15 protein-coding genes are annotated in these 14,913 nt (G+C 37.0%); 4 read left to right on the top strand and 11 right to left on the bottom strand.

The genetic code is table 11. The features are described from left to right. Positions 1-51: 51 nt before the first annotated feature. Positions 52-885 carry a MotA/TolQ/ExbB proton channel family protein gene (locus ACFO7M_RS01735; protein ID WP_379718914.1) on the bottom strand — a complete coding sequence of 278 codons (834 nt, stop codon included), beginning with the start codon at positions 883-885 and terminating at the stop codon, positions 52-54. Positions 886-1,254: 369 nt separating this feature from the next. On the opposite strand from ACFO7M_RS01735, the gene ACFO7M_RS01740 reads away from it, so the two are divergent. From ACFO7M_RS01740 to ACFO7M_RS01755, 4 genes are read left to right on the top strand one after another with little or no spacing between them, the layout of a single operon-like run. Further along, on the top strand, positions 1,255-2,760 hold the full coding sequence (locus ACFO7M_RS01740; protein ID WP_379733688.1) for a helicase HerA-like domain-containing protein: 1,506 nt from the start codon (positions 1,255-1,257) through the stop codon (positions 2,758-2,760). A gap of 1 nt (position 2,761) precedes the next feature. Continuing rightward, positions 2,762-3,130, top strand: coding sequence for a DMT family protein (locus ACFO7M_RS01745; RefSeq protein ID WP_379718908.1), 369 nt, complete (start codon positions 2,762-2,764; stop codon positions 3,128-3,130). Between the two features lie 4 nt (positions 3,131-3,134). Further along, positions 3,135-3,569: a YybH family protein gene (locus tag ACFO7M_RS01750; protein ID WP_379733690.1), complete on the top strand. Its 435-nt coding sequence runs from the start codon at positions 3,135-3,137 to the stop codon at positions 3,567-3,569. 12 nt (positions 3,570-3,581) lie between these two features. Then, on the top strand, positions 3,582-3,944 hold the full coding sequence (locus tag ACFO7M_RS01755) for a cupin domain-containing protein (protein WP_379718902.1): 363 nt from the start codon (positions 3,582-3,584) through the stop codon (positions 3,942-3,944). 40 nt (positions 3,945-3,984) lie between these two features. Here ACFO7M_RS01755 and ACFO7M_RS01760 read toward each other — a convergent pair whose 3' ends face one another. From ACFO7M_RS01760 to ACFO7M_RS01805, 10 genes are all read right to left on the bottom strand, one after another. Then, positions 3,985-5,328 carry an FAD-dependent oxidoreductase gene (locus ACFO7M_RS01760; RefSeq protein WP_379718899.1) on the bottom strand — a complete coding sequence of 448 codons (1,344 nt, stop codon included), beginning with the start codon at positions 5,326-5,328 and terminating at the stop codon, positions 3,985-3,987. 66 nt (positions 5,329-5,394) lie between these two features. Continuing rightward, positions 5,395-7,779, bottom strand: a complete 2,385-nt coding sequence (locus tag ACFO7M_RS01765) for a penicillin acylase family protein (RefSeq protein WP_379733691.1) — start codon at positions 7,777-7,779, stop codon at positions 5,395-5,397. Positions 7,780-7,890: 111 nt separating this feature from the next. Next, on the bottom strand, positions 7,891-8,292 hold the full coding sequence (locus tag ACFO7M_RS01770) for a glycine zipper family protein (RefSeq protein ID WP_379733693.1): 402 nt from the start codon (positions 8,290-8,292) through the stop codon (positions 7,891-7,893). A 146-nt stretch (positions 8,293-8,438) separates the two neighbouring features. Beyond that, the gene (locus tag ACFO7M_RS01775) at positions 8,439-9,530 is read right to left on the bottom strand and encodes an agmatinase family protein (protein ID WP_379733695.1); all 1,092 of its coding nucleotides are present in this window, start codon (positions 9,528-9,530) and stop codon (positions 8,439-8,441) included. A 390-nt stretch (positions 9,531-9,920) separates the two neighbouring features. Continuing rightward, complete coding sequence (gene kynU / locus ACFO7M_RS01780; RefSeq protein ID WP_379733697.1) at positions 9,921-11,201, bottom strand: kynureninase; 1,281 nt, start codon at positions 11,199-11,201, stop codon at positions 9,921-9,923. A 36-nt stretch (positions 11,202-11,237) separates the two neighbouring features. Then, positions 11,238-11,765: a hypothetical protein gene (locus ACFO7M_RS01785; RefSeq protein WP_379733699.1), complete on the bottom strand. Its 528-nt coding sequence runs from the start codon at positions 11,763-11,765 to the stop codon at positions 11,238-11,240. Between the two features lie 38 nt (positions 11,766-11,803). Continuing rightward, complete coding sequence (gene queA, locus ACFO7M_RS01790; RefSeq protein WP_379718884.1) at positions 11,804-12,853, bottom strand: tRNA preQ1(34) S-adenosylmethionine ribosyltransferase-isomerase QueA; 1,050 nt, start codon at positions 12,851-12,853, stop codon at positions 11,804-11,806. Positions 12,854-13,029: 176 nt separating this feature from the next. Beyond that, complete coding sequence (gene aroA / locus ACFO7M_RS01795) at positions 13,030-14,259, bottom strand: 3-phosphoshikimate 1-carboxyvinyltransferase (RefSeq protein ID WP_379733701.1); 1,230 nt, start codon at positions 14,257-14,259, stop codon at positions 13,030-13,032. Further along, entirely contained in the window at positions 14,259-14,585 is a 327-nt protein-coding gene (locus ACFO7M_RS01800) for a DMT family transporter (RefSeq protein ID WP_379718878.1), read from the bottom strand. Before ACFO7M_RS01800 ends, aroA begins: the two co-directional genes overlap by 1 nt. 1 nt (position 14,586) lies before the next feature. Further along, positions 14,587-14,913, bottom strand: a complete 327-nt coding sequence (locus ACFO7M_RS01805; RefSeq protein WP_256552489.1) for a nucleotide pyrophosphohydrolase — start codon at positions 14,911-14,913, stop codon at positions 14,587-14,589.

Below are 14,913 nucleotides of genomic sequence, written 5' to 3' on the forward strand. Positions count from 1 at the left end.
TATTTTTTTTATAATGCCGTCAAATAAATAACGACAAAAACTTGTTAGTTATTATTTTAAGCTTCCTTTGAAACGTCTGTAAGTATTTACAATCGTGTTTGCTGCTTCATCAATTGAATACGTTAATGTATCAATTTTAGAAGTAAAGAAGTTATAAACAACAATCGCCAAAGACGAAGTCGAGATACCTGTAGCTGTATTGATAAGTGCTTCTGAGATACCGTTTGCTAAGGCAGCCTGGTCAGGAGTACCTGAAGTTGCTAACGCACCAAACGCCTTGATCATACCTGTTACAGTTCCTAATAATCCTGCTAACGTACCTAAAGATACTAAAGTAGATAAGATTGTTAAGTTTTTCTCTAACATTGGCATTTCTAATGAAGTAGCCTCTTCGATTTCTTTGTGAATAGTTTCAGTAGCTTCTTCTGAAGAGAAACCTTCTGCTTTCACTTGGTTGTATTTTACTAAACCTGCTTTGATAGCATTAGCTACAGAACCTTGTTGTTTATCACAAGCTTCGATAGCAGCATCAATATCACCACCATTAACAGAAGCTTGCACTTTTTTCATGAATGTATCTAAACCACCTTTACCAGCAGCTTTGTTGATAACGAAGAAACGCTCGAAAGAAAAAACAACTACCATTAATAATAATCCCATCAATACTGGTACGATACTTCCTCCTTTGTAAACCATTCCTAAATAATTCCCTGGTAGTGGATGACCTTCTGGATTACCACCTTCGAAGTTAGAAGGGTCTCCCATAACGAATTTCCATATTAACCAACCTACGAAAATACATGCTACGATTACAAGACCAGAGAAAATATCTCCTCCATTTGAACCTTGTTCTTTTTTCTTTTGAACTTTAACGTTGTTTGCCATTTTTAATAAAATTTAAATTTTTTTTAATTGATTAATTCTATTGCTTTAAATAGTATAATGGGAGCAAATTTAACCTAATACTTGTAATAAAAAAATCTTTTTTAAACTTTTATAACACTTGAAATTATGATTTCTCAAATAAAACATACTGCTTTATTGAGAATAATTAAATTTTAAATCGAAAAAAGAGAAAATAACAGATTTTTTTATTGTTCAAAAACCACATCACTGAAAATTTTTCAAGAAAGGCCTATTTAAAAACAATACAAATAAAATTTGTTTTATTTCTAAACACCCACAAAAATCAAGCCATTAAGCACTTGAAATACAAGAAAAACACTATATTGCATCTACTATTTTACATTATTTATGGAACGTATAAACGAATTTAAAAACGAAATAACACAAGGATATACCTGTAAAGGAGCATCAATCAACCTAGGAGGCGCCATCCTTGACAATGAAGCGCATGCAATTCCTGTTACTATCCCATTAAAAACAATGAACAGACACGGTTTAATTGCCGGAGCTACAGGTACCGGAAAAACCAAAACCATACAAGTGCTTTCAGAACAATTATCTCAAAACGGAATTCCCGTTTTAATGATGGATATTAAAGGTGATTTTTCCGGTATTGCCAAAGAAGGTGACGTTAAAGATTTTATTACTGAAAGACATTCTAAAATCAATATCCCATTTTCACCAAAAGCATTCCCTGTTGAATTATTGACACTTTCAGAACAAGAAGGGGTTAGACTACGCGCTACAGTCTCTGAATTTGGACCTGTGTTGTTTTCCAGAATCTTGGATTTAAACGAAACACAAGCGGGTGTAATCGCTGTCATATTCAAATATTGTGATGACAAGAAAATGCCTTTATTAGATTTGAAAGACATTAAAAAGGTAATGAATTACATTACAGAGGAAGGAAAAGAAGAAATTTCAGAACTCTACGGAAAAATTTCAACCGCTACTACCGGTACTATTCTCAGAAAAATAATAGAATTGGAACAACAAGGTGCCGACATCTTCTTCGGAGAAAAATCATTCGAAATTGACGACTTGATGCGTATTGATGAAAATGGATACGGCTACGTTAATATTGTCCGTTTGAATGACATTCAAGATAAACCGAAACTATTTTCAACGTTCATGCTAAACCTTCTAGCAGAAATTTACAACCAAATACCTGAAAAAGGTGATGTAGAACAACCCGAACTCGTCATTTTTATTGATGAAGCGCACTTGATTTTCAACGAAGCCAGCAAAGCTTTATTAGATCAAATCGAAACTATTATCAAATTGATTCGTTCCAAAGGAATTGGTGTTTATTTTATCACTCAAAACCCAACCGATGTACCAAAAGAAGTATTAGCACAATTGGGTCTGAAAATTCAACATGCTTTACGTGCTTTCACCGCTAATGACCGTCAAGCGATAAAACAGACATCCGAAAATTATCCGCTTTCCGATTTTTACAAAACAGACGAGATTATCACGTCACTCGGAATTGGGGAAGCATTGGTCACTGCACTAAATGAAAAAGGAATCCCAACTCCTTTGGTTGCGTGCATGATGCGCGCTCCTGAAAGCAGAATGGATATTTTAACCGATAGTGAAATTGACAAAATCAATTCCAGTTCCAAACTTGTTGCAAAATACGAAGAAGAAATAGACCGAGAAAGCGCCTATGAAATTCTCAATAAAAAAATAGAGGAAATTTCGGAAGAGGTTGCCGAAAAAGAAGAGGAAAAAAGAGCCAGTAAAGAACCCGGCATGGGAGAAGTCATTGGAAAATCGGTTGTAAAAGTAGTCACCAGTGCCAGTTTTATTCGTGGTGCGTTTAATGTGTTAATGAAAGTCCTGAAAAAATAAAATGAAAGCATATTTAACTATTGGCCTTTTGGTTTTATCCAATATTTTCATGACACTCGCTTGGTATGGACATCTCAAATTCAAAGAACTGAAATGGTTTGAAAATGCAGGATTATTCACCATCATTTTAATCAGCTGGGGATTGGCCTTATTTGAATACTGCTTTCAAGTTCCAGCCAACAAGATAGGATTTCAGGGCAATGGTGGTCCCTTTTCATTATTAGAATTGAAAGTCATTCAAGAAGTGATCACCTTGATCATTTTCGTGATTTTCTCCTTGCTATTTTTTAAAAATGAAAGTTTAAGATGGAACCATCTGGTTGGCATGTGTTTTTTAGTGCTAGCAGTGTATTTTATTTTCAAAAAATGAGTCTATGAAAAAATTAACATTACTTCTAAGTACTGTTTTACTAATTAGCTGCAATCAACGAAGCAATACTGAAGCGGTTAAAGAAGAAATTAAAAATATCGAAAAAGCATTTAATGATTATGCGTCAACAAAGGGAATTGCAGCAGCTTTTTATGAATTTGCAGCAGAAGACGCAGTCATAAAAAGAGAAAACGACACCTTGATTAAAGGAAAAGAAGCCATTAAAAATTATTACAGTAATCCAAAGTATTCCAAAGCCAGTGTGACTTGGAAACCTGATTTGGTGGATGTGTCAGAAGATGCAACTATGGCGTATACTTATGGAAAATACATCTGGGTAGCGACTGACTCATCAGGTACTAAAAAAGAATTTAAAGGCATCTTTCATACCGTTTGGAAAAAACAAACCGACGGAGATTGGAAATATGTTTGGGATTAAAAATCAACAATCATGAAAAAATATTTTATACAAAAATCACCTTTTGTGGTTCCTACCACTGACGGCAAACTAATTGAAGAACATCATGGTTTAGCGACTACCAATAACAGCGAGATATCCATAGCACATATGGTAGCACCTCCAGGTTGGAGCGAACCTTTTCAAACACCCGAATTTGACGAATACACGTATATCATTTCCGGTAAGAAACAATTTATTATTGAAGAAGATGTGGTAGTTTTAGAAGCTGGTCAATCGATCAAAATTGACAAGAACACACGAGTTCAATATTCCAATCCGTTTGATCAACCTTGTGAATACATTGCCATTTGCAAGCCAGCTTTTTCAATGGATTCGGTAAACAGAGAAGAGTAAAAAAAACTCCAAATTTCTAAATTGAGATTTGGAGTTTTTTTTATGCATTTAGTAATTCAATAATTTTATCTTCTACTTCCTGGCTGTCCCAGATTTTTTCAATTTCGGGTATTGCCATAATTTGCTCCATAATTCTATTCTGAAACTCACCAATAGCCAAGGCTTCGGCATAAGGTTGTGTACTAAAAGTCACTCGGCTATACAATGGCATCCACTGCTCAGGATGTTTATCCGAAAATCTCTTTTCAATTTTTTTCTGAAGAAGAAAAGCAGAATCTGCAGTTTTGGTGCTCATTTCAATAAAGTTTCGCAATGATAATTCTGCGATTGCATCAGCATTGGGTTTTCTGGATTTTTCATACTCATTAAAAATAGTATTCCAATCATCCCCATATTGAGCAATCATTTCCATTAAAATGGTTATATCTTCAAAACCGGCATTCATTCCATGACCATAAAACGGAACAATCGCATGTGCGGAATCGCCTATTAATGCAACTTTGTCTTCAAATGTCCAAGGATAACACTTCATCATCACCAAGTAGCTTGTAGGATTCTTAAAAAAATCTTCCACCAAATCCGGAATTACATCGGCTGTATCGGGAAAATATTCAGCAAAAAACTTTACTAATTTGGATTCATCATTCAATTCATTAAACGAATTTTCTCCTTCAAAAGGCATAAAAAGTGTACAAGTAAAACTTCCATCTAAATTTGCCAAAGCCATCAACATAAAGTTACCTCTAGGCCATATATGTAAAGAATTCTTATCGATTTTATGCGTTTTGTCAGGATTGGCCGGAATATGCAATTCCTTATAGCCAATTTTCATAAACTCTTGCGAATAATCAAACATACTTTGTCGCTGCATGCGATGTCTGATTCGAGAGAAAGCACCATCTGCACCAAAAACCTTATCGTACTTTAACTCTGTCCACTCCCCTCTTTCCGAATCACCAATATGCAAGGTTGCATCCGCTAAAGTCACATCCCAAATTTTATGTTCAAATTTAAATTCGACTCCAGCTGCTTCAGCCAAATCAATCATTTTACGATTGAGAACACCACGCGATAAGGAAAATATGGCTTCACCTTCTTTACCATAGTTCTGGTAATTCAATTGACCGTCTTGCAAATGAATGGCTCTCTTATCTACAGGAATTCCGATTTGACGAATTTCCTCTTCCAATCCAATATCTTTCAACGCTTTCCAGCCTCTATTTGACATCACCAAATTAATGGAGCGGCCGGAAAACTCAACCGTTCTGATATCAGGACTACGATCGTACACATGAACAGTGTGACCTTTCTTTTTTAAATAGATTGCCAATAAGGTTCCAACCAATCCGGAACCTACAACAGCAATTTTCTGAGGACTTTGCATTGGTTTTTATTAAAGCGGTTTTGCAAATTTAGGGTTTCACAACGAATACGCACATGATTTTAAGTATTATTTTGGCTCAAAAACCAATTTCGTTGAAGAAGCTTCAATTTCTTTTTTATTCAATTTCATTTTTCGGAATTTCCCTTGAACATACAGTTCAGCCTGATCATTATAATGCGGACTCATTGGGTTACCGGACTGCCCAGAAGGCAAAACACTCCATGAATTCTCAATATCCGAGAAATCAATTACACGTCGTGTGGACGGACCAGATTTCACCATATGAACGGGCTCATCCGACAATTCAAACATCGTATTATTGATTACTTCATTTCCTCCAGCAATTTCAAAAATACCAACATTGAACAAAGGACGAAGTATAGAAACACTACCCAAAGGATGCTTGTACTCTATTTTATGCACACGATTCCAAGTCCATCCCTTCACATCATCACCTAGTTGATTTTGAAGACTTCTAACAGCTTCCTTAAAAGCTTTGGTCAAAATTTCAGTACGAGTTTCTTTTTTATTTTTGGTTGCGATGTTGTCCCACCATAACGACTTTTCATTTTTAGATTGATACGCAATCGTCTGTTTCATTACATAAGTCTTGATATATTGCTTGAAAGCATCGTCCCCCATCTCATCCTTAAATGTGTTAACCAAATAAAAATAAAGCAGCTTGTTATATATAGCTGGCGATACTTCCGACAAATCATTGTTTCCTTTCCATGACTTCAGCACTGACAATGCTTCTTGTTCTTTTTGATTCAATTCAGAAACATTAATAGCTGAAACCATATTTTTAGCTACTTCTTGCGATTCCATAGAAGTATTGTCATTGATCATACTGCCTATTGATTCTTTATCCCATTCGTTCTTATTATCCAATAAATGAGTAATTCTTCGTGCTCTGTCTTTAGGCAAATAATATCCTTGATAGTTGTATCCATCTATAGCTTCTGGCATATTATTCGCAGAATACACATACCCCCAACTTGGATTTTGTGCATGTGGGTTTTTGCTGAACTCCAAAAAGGTTTTCTTATCATCTCTTCCGTTAGTACCACTTAAAATGAAATTAGGATTCACTTCTTTCTCCAGTTTGTATAATTTTCCTGAGGTAAACCAACCCACATTATTCTTAGCATCTCCATACATAATATTCAATCCCGGAGCGGCAATCAATTCAATGTTTTTATGAAAGTCTTCGATATCTTTAGCATGACTTAAACTATAAACCGCTTCTAGAATATGATTCGGTTGCTGTGTATAAATCCAATGAAACGATACTGGTTTTTGTGGTTTGAAATCTTTCAAAATTCCGTTCATAACTGGCCCATGATCGGTTTCATTGATTGTCAATTTCACCTCAGCACTGTCTTTAATCTTGATTACTTCATTACGAACTTTAAAATCAGAATAACCTTTGGCTGTTTTGTATTGATTTACATTGGATGGATTATTTTCTTCTTGAAAAAAATCAGCATCGTCATTTTCGAACATCGTTAATCCATAAGCATAATCACGGTTATGCCCTAACAATGGGAAAGGTGTTCCTGCCAAATAATACCCATACATTTCATAATCCTGACATGATATATGCGCTTCATACCAGGTACCAGGTTGCGAATACTCAATGTGTGGGTCATTGGCAAAAATTACTCTGCCATTTTTGGTCTTTTGCGGACCTACCACCCAACTATTGCTTCCAATAAAAGGTGGCACAGGTGAACTTTCCATTAAAGCCGTTACCGCTTTCGAAGCCTCTATATACTGTTGTGTTTTATCTTCAGTAACTTTAATCTTTACCGTATTGAAGGAATAATCAATACCTAATTCTTTTAGATATTCATCACCCCATTTATTTCTCAAATCGGTCAACAATGGATCTGTACGCTGCGCCATAGCAAAACTAAAAGCCATATACCCGAATGTATTGTAAACATCTTTTAAAGTGAATGGTTTTTTCTCGATACCGAGTAGAGTAAACTCAACCGGAGTTTTACCCTTTTCAATATATTGATTAATTCCATCCAAATAAGCATGAGCCAATTGATAGGCCGGACTATTCTTATCCAATTTTGCTATAGCTTCATCAGAATTTTTATCGATTCCCAAAGCCAAAAACAACTTATCATTATCCAAAGCTCTAGAACCAAATATTTCGGACAATTTTCCTGGCGCGATTCTTCGTAACAATTCCATTTGCCACAAACGATCTTGAGCATGAACATATCCCAAAGCTGTTAAAGCATCTTTTTGATTTTGGGCATAAATATGTGGTATACCATAATCATCAAAATAAACCTGAGTTTCGGCAGTAAGGTTTTTCAATGACAACTCTCCTTCATAACTTGGTTTAGTGGAGTGTAAATAACCATAAATTCCGATGGCGATTAGTACAATCAAAGCCAACATCAAGAGGAAAAATTGTTTAATTCTTTTCATTTGAAAAATTTTGTATCCAAATTTAACGAAATAAACATCGGTTTATAAAAAAAGTGTGCCTAATTTATTTAGACACACTTTTCCAACTTGGGTTAAAGTTTGTGGTAGTTATTATTTCTTACTTTCATCAATAATGGCACCTGTACCAGCACCTACACCAGCTCCAGCCAATCCGCCAATAATCGCACCTTCTCCTTTCTTATCACTAACAATCGCTCCGGTAACCGCACCTACACCAGCACCAATCACTGCTCCTTTAGCTGCACCACTCCATTTTTTCTTCGCAGGCGCCTGATTCACAACAACAACTTCTTTCTCAACCGGACGTGCCACTGTCGCACTTACCGCTTTCATCGAATCAATAATCCTTTGCTTTTCCATTTCCATTTTCATTGAATCAATGGTTGCTTGTTTCGCTTCTACTTCAAGATTTTCAACTGTTCCTTCCCTATCCGAATCCTTACATGAAATCATTGTCACTACTGTCACTATGGTTAAAGCTAAATTTTTCATAACATCTTGTTTTTAATTTATACCAACAAAGTAACTACGAATTAATATTCAGCGTGTTACACAATTTCAATTAAAGTTTACAGAATCTCAATTACATAAAAAAAGACGAGCAAAACTCGTCTTTCATTTATATTGAATCCTATCATCTATCCTCTTGGAAAACTGATTTTATTTCCGGTGTTCAATCCATTGTTTTTGGCCAAAACTCCACACATGTGGAACAACATTCTTGCACCTACATTTCCATCCCAATCACTACCATCTTCACCTGGAGCAACCTCAACTAGATCGAAACCAATGATTTCTTTTCCGCTTTCTGCTAATTTATTGAATAAATAAGTTGCTTGTTCGAAAGAAAAACCACCTGGAACCGGCGTACCGGTATTAGGACAATACCATGGATACATTCCATCGATATCGAAAGAAATACATACTTTTTGCGGTAATGACGCTATGATTGCCTCACATTGCTGTTCCCAAGTTTTTCCTTGGAATGCTTCCGCTTTTAAGTCGGCATCTGTGTTAACTAAAACTCTTCCGTTCGATTTTTGCACCACATCCACTTCCTGTTCGCAGAAATCACGGATTCCTACTTGAACAATTTTAGTCACTTGAGGAATTTGAAGTGTATTGTACATGATTGAAGCATGCGAATACGTAAATCCTTCGTAGGCAATACGCAAATCCATGTGCGCATCTAAATGTAGGATACCATAGTTATCATGTTTTGAAGCCAATGCCTCATAATAACCAAGCGGCGTAGAGTGATCACCACCCAACAACACTACTTTTTTTCCTTTGTTCATCCAATACAGGACTTTTTCTTTCACCTCAGAGTGCAGTTCACGGCATACTTTGTTGATTTTATCCAAATCCGATTGCAGTGCAGGAAACGTTTCAATATCTTCTCCACCTTCTAAAGCTTCAATGATAGGCTGTGCCAATGATTTGTATTTATCAGAATTGGATTTCCAATGTTTAGGCGCTTCGTCCATATAGATACCCAACTTCCATAATTCAGGGAAATCCTGATGATTCAAATCAACTTGAAAAGAAGCATCCATAATGGCATCCGGGCCTTCTGATGCGCCGGCACCATAACTTACAGTTACTTCCCAAGGCACAGGGATTACAATAATTTCAGAATCTTCAGCTGAAAAAGGCAATCCGAAAACGGTAGCATCTGCCAAACCCGGTTGTGACGGATCGAAGCTTTCTATAATTTGTTGTTTGTTCATTGTATTTTAAAATTTATTTTTTATCAATTTAAAATTGCCCAAAAAAAGGTCACTAATAAGAAACAAAAATAATACATAAATTATTCCTTTCATAGTATCAAAATCGGAAGTGAGGGCATACTCAATGACTTCATACGCATAAAACAGCAGAATCAGCAAATTGACACCAAAGAGAAATCTGTATTTACGATTTTCTCTGATCCGCTTAAATAAAGGAAGTGACAGCGTTACCATTTGAAATACAGAGAAACCCCAAAAAACAAAAATGCCCCATGGAGTACTTTCATGCTCTTTCATTCCCAGTGCAAAAATTGAAACAAACAGAGTTGCAATCACTGAAAGAATTAGCATTATCAGGTATGCCAATCTGTATTTAGCAATATTGATCATTTATTTTAACGCCAAGATTCCTTGTTTCAGGATTTGTCCGAAGTTGTACATATCTTCAAAAGAGCAGTACAAAGGCACCGGAGCTAGACGGATTACATTCGGTTCGCGCCAATCGGTAATAACGCCGTTTTTCATTAGGTAATCAAACAGGTTTCGGCCTTGTCCGTGAAGGAAAACCGACAATTGGCATGCTCTTTCCTTAGGTTCTTTCGGTGTGATTACCTCAAATTCGGTTCCTTCGATTTCGTTATCAATTTCGTGCAGGATGAATTCTAAGTAGGCTGTTATTTTATCACGTTTTGCGATTAGTTTCTCCATACCCACTTCGGCAAACATTTCGGCGGAAGCCAAATAAGGAGCCAAAGACAGAATAGGAAGATTACTTACCTGCCAACCATCGGCGCCGTGAACCGGATCGAAATCAGGTTCCATTTTAAAGCGGCGTTCCTTGTTATGTCCCCACCAACCTGCAAAACGAGGCAAGTTCGTTTGGTGGTGCTTTTCATGCACGAAACAACCCGAAGCATTACCCGGTCCAGAATTCATGTATTTATAACTACACCAAGCGGCGAAATCAACATTCCAGTCGTGCAATTCCAATTTGATATTTCCGGCAGCGTGAGCCAAGTCAAAACCAACGAATGCACCTTGTTTGTGACCGGCTTCGGTGATGGTTTTCATATCGAAAACCTGTCCGGTGTAGTAATTCACTCCTCCGAAAAGCACTAACGCCAGTTCATCGCCCACTTCATTGATTTTAGCCAAGATATCTTCCAGGCGGATATTATGTTCTCCATCGCGACGTTTGATTTCGACGATAGCCTCTTTAGGATCGAAGCCATGGTGTCTTACCTGACTTTGGAACATGTACTGATCTGAAGGAAACGCTTTTTCTTCGCAAATGATTTTGTAACGAGTCGCAGTTGGGCGGTAAAACGACACCATCAATAAGTGAAGATTAATCGTTAAGGTATTCATTACGGTAATTTCGGAAGGTTTTGCCCCAACGATACCACTTAAAGGTGCCGCGAAACGTTCTTGATAATCCCACCAAGGTTTTTCGGCATAGAAATGACCTTCCACGGCAAGGTTTGCCCAATCGTTCATTACCTCATCGACATATTGTTTTGTTCTTTTAGGTTGTAATCCTAGAGAGTTACCGGTAAAGTAGATTACGTTTTGTCCGTTGTGTTGCGGGAAAATGAATTCGTTGCGATAGTTTTTTAATTCGTCTTGTGCATCAAGTTGTTGCGCGAAAGCGAGTGTATTTTGAAATGTCATTTTGGTTGTGATTAGTGCTGTAAAAGTATTGAAAAGTTATGAATTATGAATTATGAGTGATGAATTATGAGTGATGAGTGATGAGTGAGTAGTACCAAGTCCATAGTCCTTAGTACCGATAAAAAAATGATTAGTACCAGTTAAAAAGTCTTTGGTACCACCTAAACAATCATCTGTACCACCTAAACAATCATCAGTACCAGTTAAAAAGTCTTTGGTACCACTTAAACAACGACTAGTACCACTTACATAATCATCAGTACCAGTTAAAAAATCTTTGGTGCCACTTAAACAACGACTAGTACCACTTACATAATCATAAGTACCACCTAAACAATCATCTGTACCACTTAAATAACGACCAGTACCACTTACATAATCATCAGTACCACTTAAATAGTTCATAGTACCAACTAAACAATCATCTGTACCACTTAAACAATCATCAGTACCAGTTAAAAAGTCTTTGGTACCACTTAAACAACGACCAGTACCACTTACATAATCATCGGTACCATTTAAACAATCATCGGTACCATTAGGAATAAAAAAAATCCCAACCATGATGATTGGGATTTTAACTATTTAGTTGATGAACTCTATTAAAGAATTAACATTGCGTCTCCGTAAGAATAGAAACGGTATTTTTCTTTGATCGCTTCATCGTAAGCTTTACGCATCAAATCGTGACCACAGAATGCAGAAATCATCATTAACAACGTTGATTTTGGAGTGTGGAAATTAGTTACCATACAATCGGCTACGCTGAAATCATACGGAGGGAAAATGAATTTATTGGTCCATCCTTCGTACGGGTTCAATGTTTTGTTTGACGACACCGAACTTTCCATAGCACGCATGGTTGTAGTACCGATGGCACACACACGTTTTTTATTCGATTTGGCTTTGTTTACCGTATCACAAGCTTCCTGAGAGATACGTACCTCTTCAGAATCCATTTTATGTTTCGACAAATCCTCAACTTCAACTGGGTTAAAAGTACCCAAACCAACGTGTAGCGTTACTTCAGCAAAATCGACACCTTTAATTTCAAGGCGTTTCATTAAGTGTTTCGAGAAGTGTAAACCGGCAGTTGGCGCAGCAACAGCACCTTCTTCTTTAGCATAGATAGTTTGGTAACGATCAGCATCTTCTGGAGTTACTTCACGGTTGATGTATTTTGGGATTGGCGTTTCACCAAGGTCAACTAATTTTTGGCGGAATTCTTCGTAAGAACCATCGTATAAGAAACGAAGAGTTCTACCACGAGACGTTGTATTATCGATTACTTCAGCCACTAATGAATCATCATCACCGAAGTACAATTTATTACCGATACGGATTTTACGAGCAGGATCTACCAAAACATCCCAAAGACGTTGTTCTGCATTTAATTCTCTCAATAAGAAAACTTCAATACGCGCACCCGTTTTCTCTTTATTACCGTACAAACGAGCTGGGAATACTTTCGTATTGTTCACCACCATCACATCCCCTTCGTCAAAATAATCCAAAATATCTTTGAATAATTTGTGTTCGATAGTTCCTTTTTTACGGTCAACTACCATTAAACGAGACTCGTCACGATTTTCTGCCGGGAATTCAGCTAGTAATTCTACCGGAAGATTGAAATTGAAATTAGATAACTTCATTCTTTACTATTTAGAAGATTAACGTTTAAAGGTTTTGCGGCAGAGCCACTTACTTTTAAACAAGGTGCAAATATACTATCGCAGGATAGGCGTTGTCAAGTGTTTTGCTATTTATTTATAGAAAAGTTGGAAAGTTAGAATGTTCAAATGTTGAAATGTTAGTATTCTCGGTACTTTCAGACCTCTGTCATTTTAAAACCCACTTGTTGTAAATCCTTCCAAAAATCAGGATACGATTTTGAAACTACTTCAGCTTCTTCGATGATAATTGGAATACGTAGAGCAAGCGGCGCAAAAGCCATGGCCATACGGTGGTCTTGATAGGTTTTGATTGCTAGTCCTTTATTGATTTCACCACCAGTTTCAAGGGTTAATGAATCATTAGTCACTACGATTGAAGCTCCCAGTTTTTCTAGTTCAGCCTTCACTGCTTCCAAGCGATCCGTTTCCTTGATTTTCAGCGTATGCAATCCGGTGAGATGGCATCCGACACTCAATCCGAAGCACGTAACCGCAATAGTTTGGGCGATATCCGGGCAATTGTTTAAGTTGTATTGTACCGTTTTCAATTGATTGTGGTTTATTTTACGAAGTGTGATTTTAGTATTTTCAAAAACAGTTTCCACTCCGAAATCCCTATAAATTGTTGCTAAAGCCGAATCGCCCTGCAAGCTATTTTGTTTATAGCTTGACAGCGTTACTTCTGTACCGATTTCAGATAGTGCCACCATGGAATACCAATAGGACGCCGAAGACCAATCGCTTTCAACAGTTAGCTGCTGATTGCTTTGCATTAAAGGCTTTGGAGCTACTGTGATTTTATTTTCCACGAAAGAAGTTGTCACACCGATTTCGTTTAACAAAGCCAAAGTCATTTTGATATATGGGATGGAAGTTATTTCACCATCGAGAGTAAGTTCCAAACCGTTTTCCAATTTAGGAGCAATGAGCAGCAAAGCTGAAATGTACTGACTACTTACATTTGCCGGCAACGTCACTTTATTTTGCATGATTTTTTGGCCTGTGATTTTCAAAGGCGGAAACCCTTCGTTTTCGGTGTATTCGATTACAGCACCCAATTGACGTAAAGCTTCTACCAAGATACTAATAGGACGTTCCTTCATCCGAGAAGAACCTGTCAACTCTACCTCTTTCCCTTCCTGTGTAGCATAATAAGCCGTTAAAAAACGCATAGCTGTTCCAGCGTGATGAATATCCTTTATTGAGTTGTCACTTTTTAATGCTTTAGTCATCACTTCCGAATCGTCAGAGTTAGACACATTGTTCAACGAGATCGTTTTGTATAAAGCCTGTAACAATAACAATCGGTTCGTTTCCGACTTACTACCTGATATTGCAATAGTCGATTGTTTGTGAAGTTGAGAAAGTTGAAGAAACAGTTTCATTATTTGGATACAAATTTCAATCCGATGATGGAAAGAATTAAGGTTGATAAAAAGAAAACGCGCCAGAACGTTGCAGGTTCTTTAAAGATGAATATTCCAACTAGCACACTACCAATAGCACCAATACCCGTCCATACTGCATAGGCTGTACCGATAGGCAATTCTTTGGATACTTTCACCAACAAAACCATACTAACAGTCAAGCACAGTAAGAATCCAATGTACCATAATATAGCGCTGTTTCCTGAAGCTTCTTTAGCTTTGCCGAGACAAGTAGCGAAACCCACTTCAAAAAGACCCGCGATAAATAGTAGTATCCAGTTCAATTTATTTTAATTTTTCGTTGTTATGATGGCGGTCGTGATCCCGTTTAGTTTTCAGGTCCATTTTTTTATCGAAAGCAGCTTGTAGATCGACTCCGGTTTGGTTGGCCAGGCACAGCACTACAAAAACCACATCAGCAAGTTCTTCCCCTAAATCTTTGTTTTTGTCGCTTTCCTTTTCCGATTGTTCTCCGTAGCGTCGCGCAATAATTCGGGCCACCTCACCTACTTCTTCAGTAAGTTGCGCCATATTGGTCAGTTCGTTAAAATAACGAACACCATGGTTTTTAATCCAATTGTCTACATCAAGTTGCGCATTTTTCAAATCCAT

It is taken from the genome of Flavobacterium sp. GCM10023249 (assembly GCF_042653365.1).
Taxonomy (GTDB): Bacteria; Bacteroidota; Bacteroidia; order Flavobacteriales; family Flavobacteriaceae; genus Flavobacterium.

Excerpts from the sequence above, each read along its gene's own strand:
- ACFO7M_RS01770 (WP_379733693.1), bottom strand. The coding sequence starts at position 8,292 with ATGAAAAATTTAGCTTTAACCATAGTGACAGTAGTGACAATGATTTCA.
- queA (WP_379718884.1), bottom strand. The coding sequence starts at position 12,853 with ATGAAGTTATCTAATTTCAATTTCAATCTTCCGGTAGAATTACTAGCT.
- kynU (WP_379733697.1), bottom strand. The coding sequence starts at position 11,201 with ATGACATTTCAAAATACACTCGCTTTCGCGCAACAACTTGATGCACAA.
- ACFO7M_RS01775 (WP_379733695.1), bottom strand. The coding sequence starts at position 9,530 with ATGAACAAACAACAAATTATAGAAAGCTTCGATCCGTCACAACCGGGT.
- ACFO7M_RS01760 (WP_379718899.1), bottom strand. The coding sequence starts at position 5,328 with ATGCAAAGTCCTCAGAAAATTGCTGTTGTAGGTTCCGGATTGGTTGGA.
- ACFO7M_RS01735 (WP_379718914.1), bottom strand. The coding sequence starts at position 885 with ATGGCAAACAACGTTAAAGTTCAAAAGAAAAAAGAACAAGGTTCAAAT.
- ACFO7M_RS01740 (WP_379733688.1), top strand. The coding sequence starts at position 1,255 with ATGGAACGTATAAACGAATTTAAAAACGAAATAACACAAGGATATACC.
- ACFO7M_RS01755 (WP_379718902.1), top strand. The coding sequence starts at position 3,582 with ATGAAAAAATATTTTATACAAAAATCACCTTTTGTGGTTCCTACCACT.
- ACFO7M_RS01750 (WP_379733690.1), top strand. The coding sequence starts at position 3,135 with ATGAAAAAATTAACATTACTTCTAAGTACTGTTTTACTAATTAGCTGC.
- ACFO7M_RS01765 (WP_379733691.1), bottom strand. The coding sequence starts at position 7,779 with ATGAAAAGAATTAAACAATTTTTCCTCTTGATGTTGGCTTTGATTGTA.
- ACFO7M_RS01745 (WP_379718908.1), top strand. The coding sequence starts at position 2,762 with ATGAAAGCATATTTAACTATTGGCCTTTTGGTTTTATCCAATATTTTC.
- aroA (WP_379733701.1), bottom strand. The coding sequence starts at position 14,259 with ATGAAACTGTTTCTTCAACTTTCTCAACTTCACAAACAATCGACTATT.
- ACFO7M_RS01805 (WP_256552489.1), bottom strand. The coding sequence starts at position 14,913 with ATGGATTTGAAAAATGCGCAACTTGATGTAGACAATTGGATTAAAAAC.
- ACFO7M_RS01785 (WP_379733699.1), bottom strand. The coding sequence starts at position 11,765 with ATGGTTGGGATTTTTTTTATTCCTAATGGTACCGATGATTGTTTAAAT.